The 19618-nt window shown below is 43.8% G+C and carries 9 protein-coding genes and 8 pseudogenes; 14 read left to right on the plus strand and 3 right to left on the minus strand.

Annotated elements, in window-relative coordinates:
* The first annotated feature begins 103 nt into the window (after positions 1 to 103).
* The 3 genes from pepT to RCG23_RS08980 all read left to right on the plus strand — a co-directional run bounded on the left by pepT (position 104) and on the right by RCG23_RS08980 (position 2433).
* The gene (pepT, locus tag RCG23_RS08970) at positions 104 to 1336 is read left to right on the plus strand and encodes a peptidase T (RefSeq protein WP_308179417.1); all 1233 of its coding nucleotides are present in this window, start codon (positions 104 to 106) and stop codon (positions 1334 to 1336) included.
* Between the two features lie 63 nt (positions 1337 to 1399).
* Positions 1400 to 2038 carry an NAD-dependent epimerase/dehydratase family protein gene (locus RCG23_RS08975; RefSeq protein WP_308179418.1) on the plus strand — a complete coding sequence of 213 codons (639 nt, stop codon included), beginning with the start codon at positions 1400 to 1402 and terminating at the stop codon, positions 2036 to 2038.
* 44 nt (positions 2039 to 2082) lie between these two features.
* Positions 2083 to 2433: a hypothetical protein gene (locus tag RCG23_RS08980; protein ID WP_308179419.1), complete on the plus strand. Its 351-nt coding sequence runs from the start codon at positions 2083 to 2085 to the stop codon at positions 2431 to 2433.
* A 34-nt stretch (positions 2434 to 2467) separates the two neighbouring features.
* Here the strand turns inward: RCG23_RS08980 and RCG23_RS08985 are convergent.
* Positions 2468 to 3294, minus strand: a pseudogene (locus tag RCG23_RS08985) (formate/nitrite transporter family protein).
* A 454-nt stretch (positions 3295 to 3748) separates the two neighbouring features.
* Here RCG23_RS08985 and ilvE point away from each other — a divergent pair.
* The 10 genes and pseudogenes from ilvE (at position 3749) to RCG23_RS09035 (ending at position 15770) form a co-directional block, all read left to right on the plus strand.
* Positions 3749 to 4648: a branched-chain-amino-acid transaminase gene (gene ilvE, locus RCG23_RS08990; protein WP_308179420.1), complete on the plus strand. Its 900-nt coding sequence runs from the start codon at positions 3749 to 3751 to the stop codon at positions 4646 to 4648.
* Positions 4649 to 4663: 15 nt separating this feature from the next.
* Positions 4664 to 6332, plus strand: a pseudogene (gene ilvD, locus RCG23_RS08995) (dihydroxy-acid dehydratase).
* 434 nt (positions 6333 to 6766) lie between these two features.
* Positions 6767 to 8490: pseudogene (gene ilvB / locus RCG23_RS09000) on the plus strand (acetolactate synthase large subunit).
* Positions 8487 to 9005: pseudogene (gene ilvN, locus RCG23_RS09005) on the plus strand (acetolactate synthase small subunit). Before ilvB ends, ilvN begins: the two co-directional pseudogenes overlap by 4 nt.
* A gap of 24 nt (positions 9006 to 9029) precedes the next feature.
* Positions 9030 to 10060, plus strand: a pseudogene (ilvC, locus tag RCG23_RS09010) (ketol-acid reductoisomerase).
* Entirely contained in the window at positions 10047 to 11591 is a 1545-nt protein-coding gene (locus tag RCG23_RS09015) for a 2-isopropylmalate synthase (RefSeq protein ID WP_308179421.1), read from the plus strand. The pseudogene ilvC and the gene RCG23_RS09015 overlap by 14 nt, the downstream one beginning before the upstream one ends.
* A gap of 18 nt (positions 11592 to 11609) precedes the next feature.
* A pseudogene (leuB, locus tag RCG23_RS09020) lies at positions 11610 to 12715 on the plus strand (3-isopropylmalate dehydrogenase).
* Between the two features lie 36 nt (positions 12716 to 12751).
* Positions 12752 to 14171 (plus strand): annotated as a pseudogene (leuC, locus tag RCG23_RS09025) (3-isopropylmalate dehydratase large subunit).
* Positions 14172 to 14182: 11 nt separating this feature from the next.
* Positions 14183 to 14767: a 3-isopropylmalate dehydratase small subunit gene (leuD, locus tag RCG23_RS09030; RefSeq protein ID WP_374049821.1), complete on the plus strand. Its 585-nt coding sequence runs from the start codon at positions 14183 to 14185 to the stop codon at positions 14765 to 14767.
* Positions 14768 to 15000: 233 nt separating this feature from the next.
* Positions 15001 to 15770 (plus strand): annotated as a pseudogene (locus tag RCG23_RS09035) (threonine/serine dehydratase).
* 630 nt (positions 15771 to 16400) lie between these two features.
* Here RCG23_RS09035 and RCG23_RS09040 read toward each other — a convergent pair.
* Positions 16401 to 16715: a DUF3892 domain-containing protein gene (locus RCG23_RS09040; protein ID WP_308179422.1), complete on the minus strand. Its 315-nt coding sequence runs from the start codon at positions 16713 to 16715 to the stop codon at positions 16401 to 16403.
* Positions 16716 to 16860: 145 nt separating this feature from the next.
* On the opposite strand from RCG23_RS09040, the gene RCG23_RS09045 reads away from it, so the two are divergent.
* Complete coding sequence (locus RCG23_RS09045) at positions 16861 to 17733, plus strand: alpha/beta fold hydrolase (protein ID WP_308179423.1); 873 nt, start codon at positions 16861 to 16863, stop codon at positions 17731 to 17733.
* Between the two features lie 210 nt (positions 17734 to 17943).
* On the opposite strand, the gene RCG23_RS09050 is transcribed toward RCG23_RS09045, so the two are convergent.
* Positions 17944 to 19614 carry a DEAD/DEAH box helicase gene (locus RCG23_RS09050; RefSeq protein WP_308179424.1) on the minus strand — a complete coding sequence of 557 codons (1671 nt, stop codon included), beginning with the start codon at positions 19612 to 19614 and terminating at the stop codon, positions 17944 to 17946.
* Between the last annotated feature and the right edge of the window lie 4 nt (positions 19615 to 19618).

Genomic DNA, 19618 nt, shown 5'->3' on the forward strand with positions numbered 1-19618 from the left:
CAAAATATTCTAAAAAGATGTCACTAAAACAATTCTAGCCCCTGCTTCAAAATTCCCAGTCATGATATGATAGTAAGAGATATGTTTAAGGAGATGAGAAAAGTTGAAAAACGAAATCATTGAACGATTTACTTCCTATGTAAAAGTGGACACACAGTCCGATGATAACAGTGAAACATGCCCTTCAACACCGGGGCAGCTTACCCTTGCTCGCAATTTAGTTGAAGAATTAAAGGCAATCGGTATGGAAGAAGTAACAATGGATGAAAACGGCTATGTAATGGCCACACTTCCTTCCAATACGGACAAAGACGTACCGGTGATCGGCTTTTTAGCCCATGTCGATACGGCAACTGACTTCACTGGTAAAAATGTAAATCCGCAAATTGTTGAGAACTATGATGGAAATGACATCACGTTAAATGAATCCCTACATATCATCATGAAAACAAAGGATTTCCCACAGCTGCCTGAATATAAAGGCCACACACTGATTACAACAGATGGCACGACCCTTCTTGGCGCAGATAACAAAGCCGGAATTGCCGAAATCATGACAGCGATGGCTTTTTTGATAAAGCATCCTGAAATCAAGCACGGAAAAATTAGAGTCGCTTTTACCCCGGATGAGGAAATTGGCAGAGGACCCCATAAATTCGATGTGGAGGCGTTTAATGCCAAGTATGCCTATACGATGGATGGCGGCCCGCTTGGAGAATTGGAATTCGAAAGCTTTAATGCAGCCTCGGCTAAAATTTCGATTAAAGGGTCAAACATCCATCCTGGAACAGCCAAAAATAAAATGGTGAACTCAGCTAAAATCGCAATGGAATTAAACAGCCTGCTTCCTGCAGAAGAAGCTCCCGAACATACGGAAGGCTATGAAGGCTTCTTTCACCTCATTTCTTTTAATGGCGACGTAGAGAATACGAGTCTGTACTATATCATCAGGGATTTTGATAAAAATAATTTCGAGTCGCGCAAAACAAAGATTGCATCGATTGTGGAAGAACTTAAGCAAAAATATGGAGAGAGCAGCATCACATTGGAGCTGAAGGATTCCTATTACAATATGCGTGAGAAAATCGAGCCGGTTAAGTTTATTGTCGACCTTGCTCATGAAGCAATGGAAAAGCTTGAAATCAAGCCCATCATTAAACCGATCCGCGGCGGTACGGACGGTTCCCAGCTTTCCTACATGGGACTCCCAACACCGAATATTTTCACTGGCGGTGAAAACTACCACGGAAAATATGAATTCATCTCAGTAGATAACATGATTAAAGCGGTTAACGTAATTGTAGAAGTCGTTAAGCTTTTTGAAGAAAGAGCGTAAAGCATAGCCATCCCCCTATTTATAGGGGAGTGGCTTATTTTTACATACTAAGGGGGATTATGAATGGAGCCAACAACCGTTTTGGTGACAGGAGGAACAGGATATGTAGCTTCCTGGCTGGTGAAGGATCTTTTAGGAGAAGGTCATGACGTAAGAATTACGGTTCGGGATAAAGACAAAAAGGATAAGTATCAGCATCTTTTGGATATTGAAAAACAAACACCTGGAACTCTTACAGTCTATGAGGCTGATCTGCTAAAGGAAGGCAGCTTTGATGAAGCTGCGAATGGCTGCGATTATGTTTTTCATACTGCGTCCCCTTTCTATATTAGCGGGATTAAGGATGCGGAGAATGAACTCGTTAAACCCGCAAAAGAGGGTACACGGAATGTACTGTCTGCAGTAAATAAGTCCGATTCAGTCAAGAGAGTAGTCTTAACGAGCAGCGTTGTATCCATCTTTGGCGATAATAGGGATATGGCAGAAAAAAAAGAATTCACTGAAGCAGATTGGAATACCACTAGTTCAGCAGAGCATCAGCCTTATAGTTTTTCGAAAACCGTGGCTGAGAAAGAAGCCTGGGAAATAGCACAGGCACAGAACCGATGGGATTTAGTAACGATTAATCCCGGATTTATTTTACGCCATCCATCGCAAAGCGGACAGATTCAACGAGTATTTCAACCATCCGTTCCTTTTTAAAGGGAGATTATAAAGTAGGTGTTCCCAGCCTGGTGAGTGGGACGGTGGACGTACGGGATATCGCCAGGGCTCATTGCCTTGCTGCATTTACCAAAAAGGCATATGGGAGATACATAATATCAAATGAGGATGCCACGTTCCTTGATATGGCCAGGCTTATCGAGAAGAACTTTCCAAATAAATACCCATTGCCCCGGCGGATGGTTCCAAAGCCACTCATTTGGCTGATTGCACCCACTGTTGGTTTAACAAGGAATTATGTAAGCAAAAACGTTGGATATCCCGTCAAATTTAATAACAGCAAAAGTGTTAAAGGACTTGGAATGACCTATAGAAGCCTGGAAACTACACTCGTTGACCAGGTGAAGCAGATGGAAGAAGACCGTGTAATTTAAAAAAGCTAACCCAAGGTTAGCTTTTTTGCTATTTTCACATTCCCCCGGTCTTTTTCAGTGGGAAAGAATAGTCAGAGACCTTGGGCTCCGTTTTAACCTCCCTTTTTTTGTAGGCAAACCAGTAAGCCATGGCCACAAACATGCTTCCGCCAACCGCATTCCCTAAAAAAACGGGCACAAAATTTTGAAGGTATTCATACCAGGTAAAATGGCTGCGAAAATCGCAGCAGGAACAACAAACATATTTGCCACAACGTGCTGAAATCCAATCGCCACAAACGTCATCGTCGGGAACCAGATACCCGCAATTTTCCCTGTAATATCTTCCGCTCCGTAAGAAAGCCAAACTGCTGCCGCTACTAGCCAATTGCAGCCGATCCCGGATAAAAGGTGTAGAAAGCTTGCTTCAAGTTTATGTTCTGCAATGCTGACGGTTTTTCCTAAAAAAGGACCTGTTTCTGTCATACCGACAAGATGGCCGAAAACATAGGCGACAAATATGGCACCTATAAAATTACTGATAGTAATTAAGGACCAGTTTTTGATGACCGTTTTTGTGTTAATTTGGTGTGCAAGCCTAGCAAGCGGGACAGCCATCATATTCCCTGTCAGCAGCTCCCCTCCCGCCAGAAGTGTAAGAATAAGTCCGATCGGGAAAACCGAAGCACCGATTAAGCTGCCTAATCCTTCAAGAGATGCCGGCAGGGTTGCCGTAACACGGATGTACAGCAGGTACCCAAGTGCAATAAACGCTCCTGCCTCAAAACCCAGAATTAATGTTTCAGCCAGCGGATACTTCGTTTTCTTCACACCATTTCCGACGGTAATTTCCATGATTTGTTCAGGCTTAAAGTATGCCATGACTTTCTTTCCCTTCAAGAATATTTTTTAAATGTGAAATTCTTCACATAAATCTTTATTATTATTTTAACTCAGTTCCCACGCAGTTCCGTGTGAACAATTATTTACTCTTTTTAAAGCGTTTTCATTTTTTTATTCAAGTAACCCCTAAAAATTATTGGATTATTTTTTAAAAAATTTTTTTATCCTTCTCTTTCTTTATGCAGCAACAATGTAAACGCTACCAATTATTTCTGATTTTTTAGAATTGTCAGATTATATATTGACCATGTTTTTGAATGGTTGTATTATTAACGACAATATATAAATTACCTATCAAATTAAAATGAATTCCATTTATAAAGAAGCCTTTGTCCATGACTTCAATTGAAAACGTTAAGGAATAAGGCTGTTCTTTTAACCTTTGATTTTATCCATTTAAAGCTGTAAATCCTTAAAGATAGGGGCGGTATCAATGAGCACTCAATGGATTTTTCTTAGCGGTAAATTCGTTAAGAAGGAAGAAGCGGTTGTTTCAGTTTACGATCACGGTTTTTTGTATGGAGACGGTGTATTTGAAGGCATTCGGGTTTACAGCGGTAACGTTTTTAAACTTGAAGCTCATCTAAAAAGGCTGTATGAGTCGGCTCAATCCATCATGCTGAGTATTCCATACACAAAAGAGGAACTAGTTCAAATCATCGTTGACACAGTCACTAAAAACGAGCTGCAAAGTGCTTACATTCGGGTTGTGGTTTCACGGGGACCTGGAAACCTTGGCCTTGATCCTGCCTCCTGCTCCAATCCCCGCGTTATTGTAATTGCGGAACCACTGGCAATCTATCCGAAAGAGCTATATCAGCGCGGCATAAAGATCGCTTCCGTCGCAAGCAGGAGAAATAGGCCAGATGTCCTTAGCCCGCAAATCAAATCGTTAAACTATTTAAATAACATTCTCGTAAAACTCGAAGCCAATCAGGCAGGTGTACAAGAAGCTTTAATGCTGAATGACCAGGGCTATGTAACCGAAGGTTCTTCCGATAATATTTTCATTGTAAAAAATGGATCTATTCTTACCCCGCCTGTCTATCTGGGCGCATTGGAAGGAATTACGAGAAATGCAATTATCGAGATTGCGAAAGAAAAAGGCTATGAATTAAAAGAAACTCCTTTTACGAGGCATGATGTGTATGTGGCAGACGAGGTTTTCCTAACCGGCACTGCTGTTGAAGTTATTCCTGTAATTGAAGTGGATGGCAGAAAAATAAATGAAGGGATACCCGGAAATATCACTCTCCATATGCTGGAGGAATTCCAACGTCTAGTTAAGTTGGACGGGGTAGCCTGCTATACTTCAGAAACCCAAACTGCATAATGTTAGGAGGAAGCCATGCGAAGCGACATGATTAAAAAAGGGATTGACCGGGCTCCCCATCGCAGTCTCTTATATGCAACCGGAGTAAAGGTCAGTGATCTCGAAAAACCGTTTATTGGTGTATGTAACTCCTATATCGATATTATCCCAGGACACCGCCATCTCAACCGTTTTGCAGAAATTGTGAAGGAGGCTATCCGTGAAGCAGGGGGAATTCCTTTTGAATTTAACACAATTGGTGTTGATGACGGAATTGCGATGGGGCATATCGGGATGCGCTATTCCCTCCCCAGCCGAGAGATTATTGCGGACAGTGCTGAAACGGTTATAAATGCGCATTGGTTTGATGGAGTCTTTTATATTCCTAACTGCGACAAAATCACACCCGGTATGTTAATGGCTGCAGCAAGAACGAATGTCCCTTCTGTCTTTGTTTCAGGCGGGCCAATGGAAGCAGGCATTTCTTCAACAGGCAAAAATCTTTCACTAGTATCGGTTTTTGAAGGAGTTGGAGCCTATCACAACGGATCCATTTCCCAAAAGGAGCTTCTCGATCTCGAAACAAATGCCTGTCCAACGTGCGGATCTTGTTCAGGAATGTTTACAGCCAACAGCATGAACTGCCTGATGGAAGTTCTCGGGTTAACAGTTCCCGGAAACGGAACCATCGTCGCAACCTCGGAAGAAAGGCATGGCCTGATTCGTGAGGCTGCAAGGCATCTGATCGAATTAGTTAAAAACGATGTCCGCCCAAGGGATATTTTAACAAAAGAAGCATTTGACAATGCATTTGCACTGGATATGGCCATGGGAGGTTCCACTAACACGGTACTCCACACATTGGCCATCGCCCATGAAGCCGGGATTGATTATGATTTACGCGAGATTAACCGCATTGCGGAAAAAGTACCATATTTATCAAAGATTAGCCCTGCCTCCGATTATTCCATGCAGGATGTTCACGAAGCCGGAGGCGTCAGTGCGATCATCAATGAACTGTGCCAGATTGACGGGCTCATTCACAAAGACTGCATTACCATTACTGGAAAATCCATCTCTGAAAACGTAAGGGACGCTAAAATCACAAATGAACAGGTAATTCGAACAAAAGAAAATCCATACAGCCCAGTTGGCGGACTCTCTATCCTTTTTGGAAACCTGGCTCCAGATGGTGGCGTGATAAAAGTTGGCGCTGTCGACCCTGCTATCAAGACCTTCCTTGGCGAGGCAATTGTTTTTGAATCACAGGACGAAGCCCAGGCTGGTATTGACAATGGCATCGTACAGCCAGGCCATGTGGTTGTCATCCGCTATGAAGGGCCAAAAGGCGGTCCAGGAATGCCAGAAATGCTCGCACCAACCTCTGCCATTGCCGGTCGGGGACTTGATAAGGAAGTAGCTCTCATTACAGACTGGCCGTTTCTCAGGAGCAAGCCGAGGCATTTCAGTCGGGCATATCTCACCGGAAGCTGCAGAAGGCGGACCAATTGCCTTCGTTGAAAATGGCGACCCCATATTAATAGATTTAAGAACACGCTCCATCGAACATCTCGTTGATGAAGCAGTTTTAAAAGAAAGGCGAGCGTCCTGGGAAAAACCGGAGCCTAAAATAAAATCGGGATATCTCGCAAAATACGCTAAGCTTGTCACCTCCGCCAATACGGGCGGAGTCATGAAGATATAAAAACTTAGGATTAGTTATGCAACAGTAAAAACCAAATCTAGTAAATCGATGACGGGAATAAAGGAATAAGAACTTGTATTCACAGAGAGCCGGGGTTGCTGGAAGCTCGGCATTACAACTTATTCCGACATCATCCCTGAGTGCTGGGCCAACGGATCTCCCCATTAGGCTCAGCCAGGTATTCCTCTGAATACCTGTTATCAAAAAGAAACGGTTTTCTTTCAAATGAAAACCGCTTCATAAGGCAGCATTTGAAAAAATGCTGTAAATCCGGGTGGTACCGTGAAAAGCAAAGGCCTTTTCTCCCGTTTAATTCTGTGTATTTGCGTATATGCAGTTTATTCGGACAGGAATAGGCCTTTTTTCATTGTTTTAAAAGCCCAGCAAAGCTGAGTTTTTAAATAGTTTACTAAATTCCAAGGAGGGATCACTACGTGAAAGTTGAATCAACGCTGGCAGTTCAAACCAGTATAGCGCCAAAAACGGGCGCAGACCTTCTCATTGAATCACTCATTTTAGAAGGAGTTGAATTGTTATTCGGGTATCCGGGAGGTGCTGTTCTTCCAATTTACGATGCCATTTATCGTGCAAGGGATGCCATCCAGCACGTCCTCTTCCGGCACGAGCAAGGCTCTATCCATGCTGCCGAAGGATACGCGAGAATAACAGGAAAACCCGGCGTAGTCATTGCCACCTCTGGACCGGGTGCCACCAACCTGGTTACCGGAATTGCAGATGCAATGATGGATTCTTTGCCGCTCGTGATATTCACCGGCCAAGTGGCACGTAGTGTGATTGGAACAGATGCATTTCAGGAAGCCGATATTATGGCCATTACTACTCCGATTACAAAGCATAATTATCAGGTCCAATCAGCCAGCGATTTGCCGCGCATCGTGAAGGAAGCTTTTCATATCGCTTCAACCGGCCGTCCAGGCCTGTCGTGGTTGATATTCCTAAGGATATTTCGGCAGGCAATCTTTATGAAGACGATTACGATACAACCTTCCATCTGCCTGGCTACCAGCCAACGACAAAGCCAAATCCACTGCAGATCAAAAAACTTGCAGACGCTCTTGCCAAGGCAAAAAGGCCAGTTCTGTTGGCAGGTGCCGGTGTACTTCATGGAAAAGCATCCAATGAATTAAAAGCATACGCCGAAAAACATTCTCTTCCTGTGGCGACTACCCTTTTAGGATTAGGCAGCTTTCCTGGAGACAGCCCCCTTTCGCTCGGTATGGCGGGAATGCACGGCACCTATGCCGCAAATATGGCTTTGTATGAATGTGACTTGCTAATTAATATCGGTGCCCGTTTTGATGACCGTTTGACTGGGAATCTAAAGAGCTTTGCACCAGGTGCCAAGGTTGCACATATCGATATTGACCCTGCTGAAATCGGCAAAAATGTAGCCACTCAAATCCCGATTGTTGCCGATGCAAAGGAGGCGTTGATTGAGCTTCTAAATCATTCAGCCGAATCACCTAAACACCTTGAATGGATCCATTCACTCAATGAATATAAATCACAATTTCCTCTATGGCATAAAAATCACTATCCAGAAATGTGCCCGCAATGGCTCATTCAAGCCATTCATAAGGCTACCGATGGTGAAGCCATTGTCACAACAGATGTAGGCCAGCATCAAATGTGGGCTGCACAATATTACACTTTTTCACAGCCGCACCGCTGGGTTACCTCAGGCGGACTAGGCACAATGGGATTTGGATTCCCAGCAGCCATTGGGGCTCAATTGGCAGCGCCTGAAAGCACGGTAGTGGCCGTTGTTGGTGATGGCGGATTCCAAATGACCCTCCAGGAATTATCGGTAATCTATGAATTGAAATTGCCAGTCAAAATAATCATCGTCAATAACGGGGCGCTAGGGATGGTCCGCCAATGGCAGGAAGCATTTTATGAAAAACGCTATTCCGAATCCTTATTACAATCACAGCCGGATTTTGTAAAGCTGGCTGAAAGCTATCAAATCCGCGGGATAAAAGTTGAAAACCAGGAAGAACTCGTCTCCCTTCTACCGGAAGTCTTCGCCTATGATGGACCGGTTGTGATGGATTGCCGTGTCCTTCAGCAGGAAAATGTTTATCCCATGATCGCTCCTGGAAAAGGGTTGAACGAAATGATCGGGGTGAAACCATGAAGCGAATCATAACAGCCACAGTCCAAAACCGGAGCGGAGTGCTCAATCGTGTTACCGGCGTGCTGCAAAGGCGCCAATTCAATATAGAAAGCATATCTGTCGGCCGACAGAGTCTGATGGGATTTCAAAGATGACATTGGTAGTAGAAGTGGAGGATAGCCAAAAGCTTGAACAGCTCACAAAACAATTAAACAAGCAAATTGATGTTCTCAAAGTCTCAGACATTACAGATAAGGCGATTGTCGCTCGGGAACTCGCTTTGATCAAGGTTTCCAGTAGCGGACAGCTGCGCAATGAAATTAATGGAATTATTGAACCGTTTCGCGCTTCCATTATCGATGTCAGCAAGGACAGCCTGGCCATACAGGTCACAGGCAGGCCAGAAAATAGAAGCACTTATTGAACTGCTTCGGCCTTATGGCATCAAAGAACTTTCAAGGACAGGATTAACCGCTTTTTTAAGAGGACATCAGCCACAGGTTGCAGAGCTGAATACCTACTCCCTATTAAAATAAATTTTTCCTGGAAGGATGATAAAAATGGCAAAAGTACTTTATAACAGTGATATCAATGAAGAGGTTTTAAAAAACAAAAAGGTCGCCGTTATCGGATATGGATCACAAGGGCATGCGCACGCGCTCAATTTGCAGGATAGCGGATTTGATGTTGTTGTCGGGTTAAGAAGCGGAAAGTCATGGGAGAAGGCAGAGCAAGAGGGAGTGGATGTTCGTTCCGTTGCCGAAGCTGTATCGGCGGCAGATGTTGTTGTTGTCCTCCTTCCCGATGAACTTCAGCCAAAAGTCTATGAAGAAAGCATTAAACCCTACCTTTCGCCTGGTAATGCCCTTGTTTTTGCACATGGCTTCAATATTCACTTTAACCAAATCGTTCCTCCCGAGGACGTCGATGTTTTCCTTGTAGCCCCTAAAGGACCTGGCCATTTAGTAAGGCGAACCTATATGGAAGGCGGCGGTGTTCCTGCTTTATATGGAATTTACCAGGATTTCACGGGTCATGCCCAATCGCTCGCACTCGCTTACGCGAAAGCGATTGGTGCAGGCCGTGCCGGTGTATTGCAAACAAGCTTTCAGGAAGAAACAGAAACAGATCTTTTCGGTGAGCAAGCTGTTCTATGTGGCGGAGTAACCAGCCTTGTTAAAGCAGGATTTGAAACCCTCACAGAAGCAGGTTATCAGCCGGAAGTCGCTTACTTCGAGTGTTTGCACGAATTAAAATTGATCGTCGACCTTATGTATGAAGGCGGCCTTGAAGGTATGCGCTTCTCGATTTCAGATACAGCTCAGTGGGGAGATTTTGTTTCCGGCCCTCGTGTTGTAAATGCAGAAACAAAAGCCCGGATGAAGGAAGTTTTAAAAGACATCCAAACAGGAGTATTTGCCAAGGGCTGGATTCTTGAAAACCAGGTGAACCGCCCACAATTTAATGCCATCAATCATAGCGAAAAAAATCATCCCATCGAAAAAGTTGCCGAGAACTTCGTGAACTTATGCCATTCATAAAGCAGCCAGTACAGTCTAAAAAGGAAGTGGCCGTGAATGGTTCACGTTAATATCTTTGATACGACACTTCGAGATGGCGAACAGTCCCCGGGCGTGAATTTAAACCAGCTTGAAAAGCTTGAAATTGCCAGACAGCTTGAGCGTTTTGGAGTAGATATCATGGAAGCCGGATTTCCTGCTTCCTCCCAGGGCGACTTTGAAGCGGTAAGAAGTATTGCCCGCACCATTAAAAATGTTTCGGTAACAGGGCTTGCAAGAGCAACGAAGTCTGACATCGATATCGCCTGGGAGGCTCTGAAAGAGGCAAGTGAACCTAGGCTGCATATTTTTCTGGCTACCTCCCCTATCCATATGACCTATAAGCTCAAAAAAACACCTGAGGAGGTAACCCAAACAGCAGTCAGCATGGTTTCTTACGCAAAAAGGAAATTTCCCCATGTCGAATGGTCGGCAGAGGATGCATCACGTTCCGATCTTGATTTTCTGGTAAGAATCATTGAAAAAGTCATCGATGCAGGAGCTACCGTCATCAACCTTCCAGATACCGTTGGATATACCACTCCGGAGGAATACGGACGGATATTCCGCTATGTTAAAGAAAATGTCCCCAATATTCATAAGGTAACATTGTCAGGCCATTGCCACGATGATTTGGGGCTGGCAGTAGCGAATTCTCTTGCCGCTATCGAAAACGGCGCTACGCAGATCGAGGGGACAATTAATGGAATTGGAGAACGGGCAGGCAATGCGGCCCTGGAAGAATTTGCGGTTGCCCTAAATATCCGAAAAGATAAATACCCTTTTACAACCAATCTTGTTTTAAAGGAAATTAAACGCACAAGTGATCTTGTGAGCAGATTCACTGGAATGCCAGTTTCTCCAAACAAAGCAATAATCGGAAAAAACGCATTTGCCCATGAGTCAGGCATCCACCAGGATGGCGTATTAAAGCATCCTTCCACCTATGAAATTATTACTCCTGAACTAGTAGGCATCCAGTCGAATCAATTAGTTCTTGGCAAACATTCCGGCAGCCATGCTTTTAAAGATAAAATTGAACAGCTCGGATTTCAATTATCACAAGAAAAGCTTTCTGATGCCTTCATGGCTTTTAAACAGCTAACTGATAAAAAGAAAGAAGTAACCGACGAAGATTTATTCACCATCCTGACCGACATACAAACTGCTTTTTCAGATGTGAAAAAATACGAACTTCAGGCTTTCCAGGTTCAATATGGATCTGCAAATCTTCCAACGGCAACCGTTGCCCTAACTACGCCTGAGGGAATCCGTGTTGAAACGGCAAGAACGGGCGAAGGCAGTGTGGAAGCTCTTTTTAATACCCTGGAAGCACTGATAAAGGAAGAAATTCATTTAACTAGTTTTCATTTAAGCTCCGTTGCGCAGGGGCGTGATGCGCTGGCCGAGGTACACGTAAATATGACCGTAAATGGAACACCAGTAAGAGGGCGAGGATCCGCCCAGGATGTACTGGAAGCTTCGGCAAAAGCCTTCTTGAACGCAGTTAATCGTGTGTTTTTTAATGTGAAAGCAATCCAGAAAGAAAAAGCTTTGATTTAAACTAAGGAGGCCACTTTGATGAGAAAACATATTGTATTGCTGCCTGGGGATGGTATTGGTAACGAAGTCATTCAATCTGCAAAAGACGTACTCAAAGTCATTTCAGAAGAATTTAACCATTCCTTTCATTTTGAAACTCATGACATTGGCGGAAAAGCAGTCGATCTGCATGGCACTCCCCTTCCGCAGGCAACAGTAGATGCCTGTCAAAAAGCAGATGCCGTTTTATTGGGTGCTGTAGGAGGACCCAAGTGGGATAACCTCCCCTCTCACCTAAGGCCAGAACGCGGATTGCTTGGAATTAGGAAGGCACTTGGTTTATTTGCAAACTTAAGGCCGATCAAGGGCTTTCAAAATCTGCTTCACGCTTCCCCACTGAAGGAAGAAGTCATAAATGGAAGCGACCTCCTTATCGTACGTGAGCTTACAGGTGGCGCTTCTTTGGCACCCCGAGCGAACGATTGAACGGCGGCGAGGCTGTTGTAGATACTCTCTCATACACCCGCAAAGAGATTGAAAGAATTGTAGATAAAGCTTTTCAAGCAGCGCAAAGGCGGCGCCAGCATCTAACCTCTGTGGATAAAGCTAATGTTCTGGAATCAAGCAAACTATGGCGCGAGATTGTCGAGGAGAAAAAAGGACAATATCCGGATGTAACAGTAGAACATGTATTAGTCGATGCGGCAGCCATGAAGCTTATTACAAACCCAACACATTTCGATGTCATTGTTACTGAGAACTTGTTTGGAGACATTTTAAGCGACGAGGCTTCCGTTTTAACCGGTTCGCTTGGGATGCTCCCTTCGGCTAGCCTCCGTGAAGACGGAGTCGGACTTTACGAACCTGTACACGGTTCTGCTCCTGATATTGCAGGCCGCGGTATCGCCAATCCGATTGCGATGATTTTATCAACCGCTCTTATGCTCAGGTATTCATTCCAAATGGAAAATGAAGCTAAATTGATTGAAGATGCTGTCCAATCCGTTCTTGATTCTGGGTTCCATACAGCAGATCTGCAAATACAAAATGGGCGGAATGTCGGCACAACTGAAATGACCCGTCTCATTGTTGACTTTATAACAACTCAAAATGCATCTAAGTGTATCTTGAGCTGCTATGCATAACGCCTTATGTAAATTTTATAAATGTGGGGGATAACGATGCAAACACCAAAAAATATAATCGAAAAAATTTGGGAGCAGCATATTGTTCATCGTGAAGAGGAGAAACCTGATTTGCTTTATATTGATCTTCACCTCGTTCACGAAGTCACATCTCCCCAGGCTTTTGAAGGATTAAGAATGAACGGGCGGAAAGTCCGCCTGCCGATCTCACTTTTGCCACTATGGATCATAACGTCCCTACCCGGGAGCGCCATATTATCAAAGATCTTATTTCAAAAACCCAAATGGACACCTTGAAAAATAACTGTGAGGAATTTGGAATACCACTAGCAGATATTGATCATCCCGATAACGGAATCGTCCATGTGATTGGCCCTGAGCTGGGGCTTACCCAGCCTGGCAAAACAATTGTATGCGGCGATAGCCATACTTCTACTCATGGAGCATTTGGAGCATTGGCTTTTGGAATTGGAACTAGTGAAGTGGAGCATGTCCTCGCCACGCAAACACTTTGGCAATCGCGGCCAAAACGCTTAACGTAAAAGTTTGCGGACATCTGGGCAAAGGAGTGACAGCCAAAGATTTAATTCTTGCCATTATCGCCAAAAACGGCGTACGTTTCGGCACTGGGTATGTGATTGAATTTACCGGTGAGGCCATCCGTTCCTTCTCTATGGAAGAGCGTATGACGGTATGTAACATGTCAATTGAAGCCGGAGCCAGAGCCGGTTTGATTGCCCCTGATAAAACAACCTCTGAGTATTTAAGAGGAAAAAGATTTGCTCCTCAAGGAGCTGACTTTGATCAAGCAGTAGCGAAATGGCAGACACTTTCAACGGATGAAGGTGCAGCTTATGACGCTGTAGTCGAAATTGATGCAGCCAATGTTGAGCCTCAAGTGACCTGGGGAACGAACCCAGGCATGTGCCTTCCGATTACTGCTTCCGTTCCCCATCCGGAAGCAGCCACCAAACCCAGTGAAAAGGATGAAATTTCAAGGGCTCTAGATTATATGGGACTTGAAGCCGGGCAGCCAATATCTCACGTGAAAATCGATCACGTATTTATTGGTTCCTGTACCAACTCCAGGCTGAGCGACCTGAGGAAAGCAGCAGATGTCATTCGCGGCAGGAAGGTCAATCCTTCAGTCAGGGCATTGGTTGTTCCAGGATCGGCAAGTGTAAAGCTGGCGGCAGAAAAAGAAGGATTGGATACCATTTTCAAAGAAGCTGGCTTCGAATGGCGGGATGCGGGATGCAGCATGTGCCTGGCAATGAACGATGATTTTGTTCCGCCTGGCGAACGCTGTGCCTCTACTTCCAACCGGAATTTTGAAGGACGTCAAGGTAATGGAGCTCGGACCCACCTTGTTAGTCCGGAAATGGCAGCAGCTGCTGCTATTGAAGGTCATTTTGTTGATGTCCGCCACTTTTCCAATGCTGTACTCAATTCCTAGGAGGTTATTTGATGGAACCGATACGCATTCATAAAGGCCTCGTCTATCCCTTAAACAGGGCCAATATCGATACAGACCAAATCATCCCAAAACAATTTCTTAAAAGAATCGAGCGTCAGGGTTTCGGACAATTTCTTTTTTACCATTGGCGTTTTGATGATGAGGGAGTGCCACGAAATGACTTTTCGTTAAACAATTCAAAATACGAGGGCGCATCCATCCTGGTTGCCGGAGATAACTTTGGCTGCGGCTCTTCCCGCGAACATGCACCTTGGGCCATTCAGGATTTTGGCTTCAGAATCGTCATCGCACCTAGCTTTGCTGATATTTTTAAAAACAATTGCGTCAAGAACGAGATCCTTCCTATCCAATTAGGAGAGGACCATGTTCAAGAGATAATGAAGCTGGCGGAATCCGATCACTATTCAATAACAATAAACCTTGAAAAACAGCTAATTTTCGATGATCAAGGCTTTGAGGTACATTTTGATATTTCTGCTTATTCCAGGGAAATGTTAATGAACGGCTGGGATGATATTGCTATAACCATGGGCTATGAAAAGGAAATCAGCCAATTTGAACATACACATAATTAGGAGAGTGAAAACATTGGGAATTGCTTAACGGCTGAAAAAATAACAGATGCTATGGAACATTTATCGAAGGTGGTCCATAAGACCCCACTTTCAGTTTCAACTTCTGTCAATAAAATGATAGGCACCAATGTATATTTCAAAATGGAAAATCAGCAAAAAACAGGCGCCTTCAAATTACGAGGGCCAGCTTTAAAATTTCCCGTCTTTCTGACCAAGAGGTAAAACACGGGGTTATAACCGCTTCTGCCGGCAATCATGCACAGGGAGTTGCTCTAGCTGCAGCAAACCGGGGTATTCATGCAAAAATTTATGTTCCCGAGAAGACACCTTCGGCAAAAATCCAGGCTACACGAAGCTATGGAGCAACCATTGTATTAAAGGGGGACTCTTTCGATGAAGCCTGCGATGCAGCCCTCCTTGAACAAGAGAAAACAAAGAGTACCTTTGTACATCCTTTTGACGATCTTGACGTAATGGCAGGCAGGGAACCATTGCTATCGAAATGCTTGAACAGCAGCCTCTTCTGGATACGATTATCGTTCCAGTTGGAGGTGGCGGATTAATTGGCGGCATTGCAGTGGCTGCTAAAATGATGAATCCAAAAATTAAGATCATTGGGGTTCAGGCACAAGGAGCCAGTGCTATGTTCAATCACTACCATGGTTATAAAGCGGACTATACTCAAGGTGTATCAACGATTGCCGATGGAATTGCCGTAAAACATCCGGGAAACCTGACATTCCCTATTATTAAAAAATATGTTGATGATATCCTTACCGTCTCTGACTCAGATATCGCGGCTGCGATGATTTATATGCTGGAACGCAAAAAGACTCTGATCGAAGGAGCAGGCGCTGCCGCCTTTTCCGCCCTTCTTGTTCACAGCCATCATCTTCGCTCAGCCCACTGTGGAATTATTGTTAGCGGCGGCAATATCGATATTTCAAGAATGCCACAAATACAGATGCTGGCAAAAAAGAATTTACTTTCATACCTAGCGTAAAAAACGGTTCCTTTTTGGATAATGAGTTAATTTTAAAGAGGCTTTTTTCAAATTGTTAGACTGACATCCTGTTTAGCATATAATGCCATCCTTTTAAAAGAGATTCACTCACGGGGGAGAGTTTGACCTAAAGAGGGTGCTTTTATTAGACAGTTGGCCCCTCGTTTGCTCAGTTTTGTCCAACAGGGGCCATTTATTTGACAGTTTGATTGCTCTTCTTTTACCTAGTTTTATCCATTAGGTCCTTTTTAATGGACAGTTTGACTCCTCTTTTACCGAGTTTTGTCCAATAGGATTTTTTTATTGGACACTTTGACTGCTCTTTTACTAGGTTTTATCCATTAGGGTCCTTTTATTGGACAGTTTGACTCCCCTTTAACCTGGTTTTGTCTAATAGGGCCCTTTTATTGGACAGTTTGACTTTTCTTTTACACCGTTTTGTCTGATAGAGGCCTTTTATTGGACAGATTGACTCCTCTTTTACACCGTTTTGTCTAATAGGCCTTTTATTGGACACTCTGACTCCTCTTTTACACCGTTTTGTCTAATAGGACCATTTTTATCGGAAAGTTTACTGCTCTATTACCAAGTCTTGTCCATTAGGGCTGAGAAACAGGCCTTTTTCTTTTACTAAAACTCAGGCAATTCATCCAGATTGTTTTCTTTAATTCCATCCGGTTCGCTCCGGATGATGTCCCGCCCATACTTATGGAATACATCCACATGAGAAATTTTCCCTGCCTTTGTTTCTTCCAAAGCAGTTAAATAATCAAGCTCTCTTCCGGTATTCGTTTTAAACGCGATAATATCCCCGTCGTCATTCTTTTTGACTGCGATAAATCCTTCTTTCCCGTCTGCAGCTGTTTGCTGCCCGTCCATTTTGGCTTGCTGCTCCCCCTGCTGCTTGTATTCTTTATAAATTTTTTCAAAATCATTTGTTTCCATAATTAAACACCTCCCGAACATACGTTTAGCATTTTCCATTTTCAAAAATTATATGTATAAACGAATCTTTTTGTTTTCTTAATATTTAGATAAATGTGGTTTTATCTGGTAAAATAAAAATAATATTCTAGCGGAGGGGATAAGCATGTCTGATCGAAAATCGAAATACATAATGGTTGAAGGAAAAGAAATTCACTTTTCAGAGTGGGGCAATCCAACCAATCCAACGATTATTTGCGTGCACGGCTTAACCAGAAATGGAAGGGACTTTGACATATTGGCAAGTGAACTATCAAAATCGTATTATGTGATTTGCCCTGATATACTCGGTCGAGGGTTAAGCCAATGGAGCAGCCTTCCAGATGAGGAGTATTGCTTTGAATTTTATGAAAAGCTGATTGTTGGACTAATTAACGGGCTTGGAGTTAAAAAATTATCTTGGATAGGGACATCAATGGGTGGTGCAATTGGAATACGGGCTGCTGGGGGAACATTAAAGAGCCAAATCACTCACTTGTTTATTAACGATATCGGAGCTGGTCCGACGGAAGAAGCTTTAAAAAATGCGGCCACTTCGCCTTCTGAAGGCGTTCAAGCGATCCTGACTTACACTGCCAATCCTCCAAAATTCGAAACAATGAGTCAATTAATGAATTATTATCAGCAAATCTATAAAGCTTTTGGAATTACACATGAAGAAGAATGGATTACATTCACAGAAGGCTCAGCGCGCAGAACAGACAACGGGAGTTTCACCCCAGACTATGACCCAAACATCGTAAAGCAATTTAACCATGCCACTGATTTGCTGTTGTGGAATCAATGGGATGAAATCTCCGCAAAAGTTACGGTCTTAAGAGGGGAATTGTCGGATATTTTACCTTTAGATACAGTCGAAGAAATGACAAAGCGAGGACCTGAATTTAAACTACATGAAATAACAGGTGTCGGACACGCACCCGGGTTAAATACACCGGAACAAATAGGATTAATTAAACAATTCTTAGAAGAAATATAATTCAGGCTTAAAATGATACTCTTTTTCTTAAATAAAAGGCTGTCTCCAAATGATCCATTTATAGGATCTTTTGAGACAGCCTTTTATCGTATACACTTCGCAACTCTCTACCGTTTACCCCTGCCGTTTGTATTCCTTGTACCCTTTTTTGGTGCAGTTTGCCGGGATGGAGTACCTTTTCTTCCACTTGGCCTGCTTTTCATTTCTGTTTTAGGTGTTGTATCCCAAGTGTCTCTTGTATTTTCTGAACGCCGTTGTGCATTCACCTGCCGTTCCTTTGATGAAGGCCTGCCTTCTCTTTCGGGGCGTCCGCCGTTTGACTTGCCGGTACCTTTGGCCACGTTCATCCTTTAATGGACGGCTTCCCCTTGATCCCCGCTCTTCTTTTGGAGAACGGTCCTCCCATGTTGAGCTTGGCCTTCTGTCTTTGGGAAACCTGCCTCTGCCTTGACTTTCAGTTTTAATTTCTGGCATTTGCCGGGAACCTTTATTTCTGGAATTATCATCCCCAAATCGGTTACCTGGCTGATTTCGATTTCCTTCTTCTCGGGCTCCAAATTGCCTCTGACGTCTGTGTTGTTCACCTTCACTGGCTCCAGATTGTCCAGGACGCCTATGCTTTTCTTCCTTATTAGGTCTGGCGTGTCCCGCCATGCCACGTTTTTCTCCTCTGGCATCCCTTGATATTTCCCTGCGGCCTTTCCCGCCTCTGCTTTCCGACCGCTGCTCACGAGTACCTTTACTGGTCCGATCATCAGAATCAGTAATTGATTCGCTTTTTTCTTTTTTTATTTTAATATTTAAGTCTGTTTCAATCGATTCTAGTGCATCCTTATCCTTCGCCGCATAGAGCGTGATTGCGAGCCCTTCGCTGCCTGCCCTTCCTGTCCGGCCGATCCGGTGGATATAGCTTTCTGCGTCCTCAGGAATATCATAGTTAAATACATGCGTTACTCCTTCAACATCCAAGCCTCTTGCAGCCACATCGGTTGCAATCAGCAGCTGAATTTCGGCTTTGCGGAAGCTCTCCATCACCCGCTCCCTTTTCCCCTGGGACAAATCGCCATGCAGTTCGTCACATTTATACCCATTAGCTCTCAATCCTTCGTAAAGCTTGCTCACCCGCCGCTTTGTCCGGCAAAAAATAACAGCCAGGAAGGGGCGATGTTCTTCAATTAATTTCATCAATTCTTCCTGTTTTGCCCTGTCAGTCGTATAAAGAGCTGCTTGCTTAACAGTCACAGCAGGTGACTGTGTCTTTTGAACCTGAATGTTTACGGGTTCACGCAGATGCCTCTTTCCCAGACTTCGGATTTCATCTGGAATAGTTGCAGAAAACAGTAATGTTTGCCTTTCATATGGCGTTTCCATAATGATCGTTTCTACTTCATTGAGAAATCCAATGTGAAGCATTTGGTCTGCTTCGTCCAATACAAGGAACGAAATACTTGAAAGATCAATCGTTTCCCGGCGAATATGGTCCAATAACCGTCCAGGCGTCCCGACCACGATTTGAATATTTCTCTTCAGCTTCTTCAGCTGTTTATCCACATCCTGGCCCCCGTAAACGGCTAAGACCTTTATATCTTCTCTATGTTCAAGGAATCTGTTTATTTCACTTGTTATTTGCAGTGCAAGCTCTCTTGTCGGAGTCACGATAAGAGCCTGAATATGGTCCGCATTTGGGTCTATTTTTTCTAGAATCGGCAATACAAAGGCAAATGTCTTCCCTGTTCCAGTCTGTGCCTGGGCAATGACATCCTTCCCTTCCATTACAAGAGGGATTGCCTGCTCCTGGATGGGTGTGGGGACTGCAATTCCATTTTCTTTTAATAAATTGACATATAAATCCGATATTCCTAACGATACAAAATCAGGCAATAAT

Source organism: Neobacillus sp. PS3-34, from assembly GCF_030915465.1.
Taxonomy (GTDB): domain Bacteria; phylum Bacillota; class Bacilli; order Bacillales; family Cytobacillaceae; genus Neobacillus_A.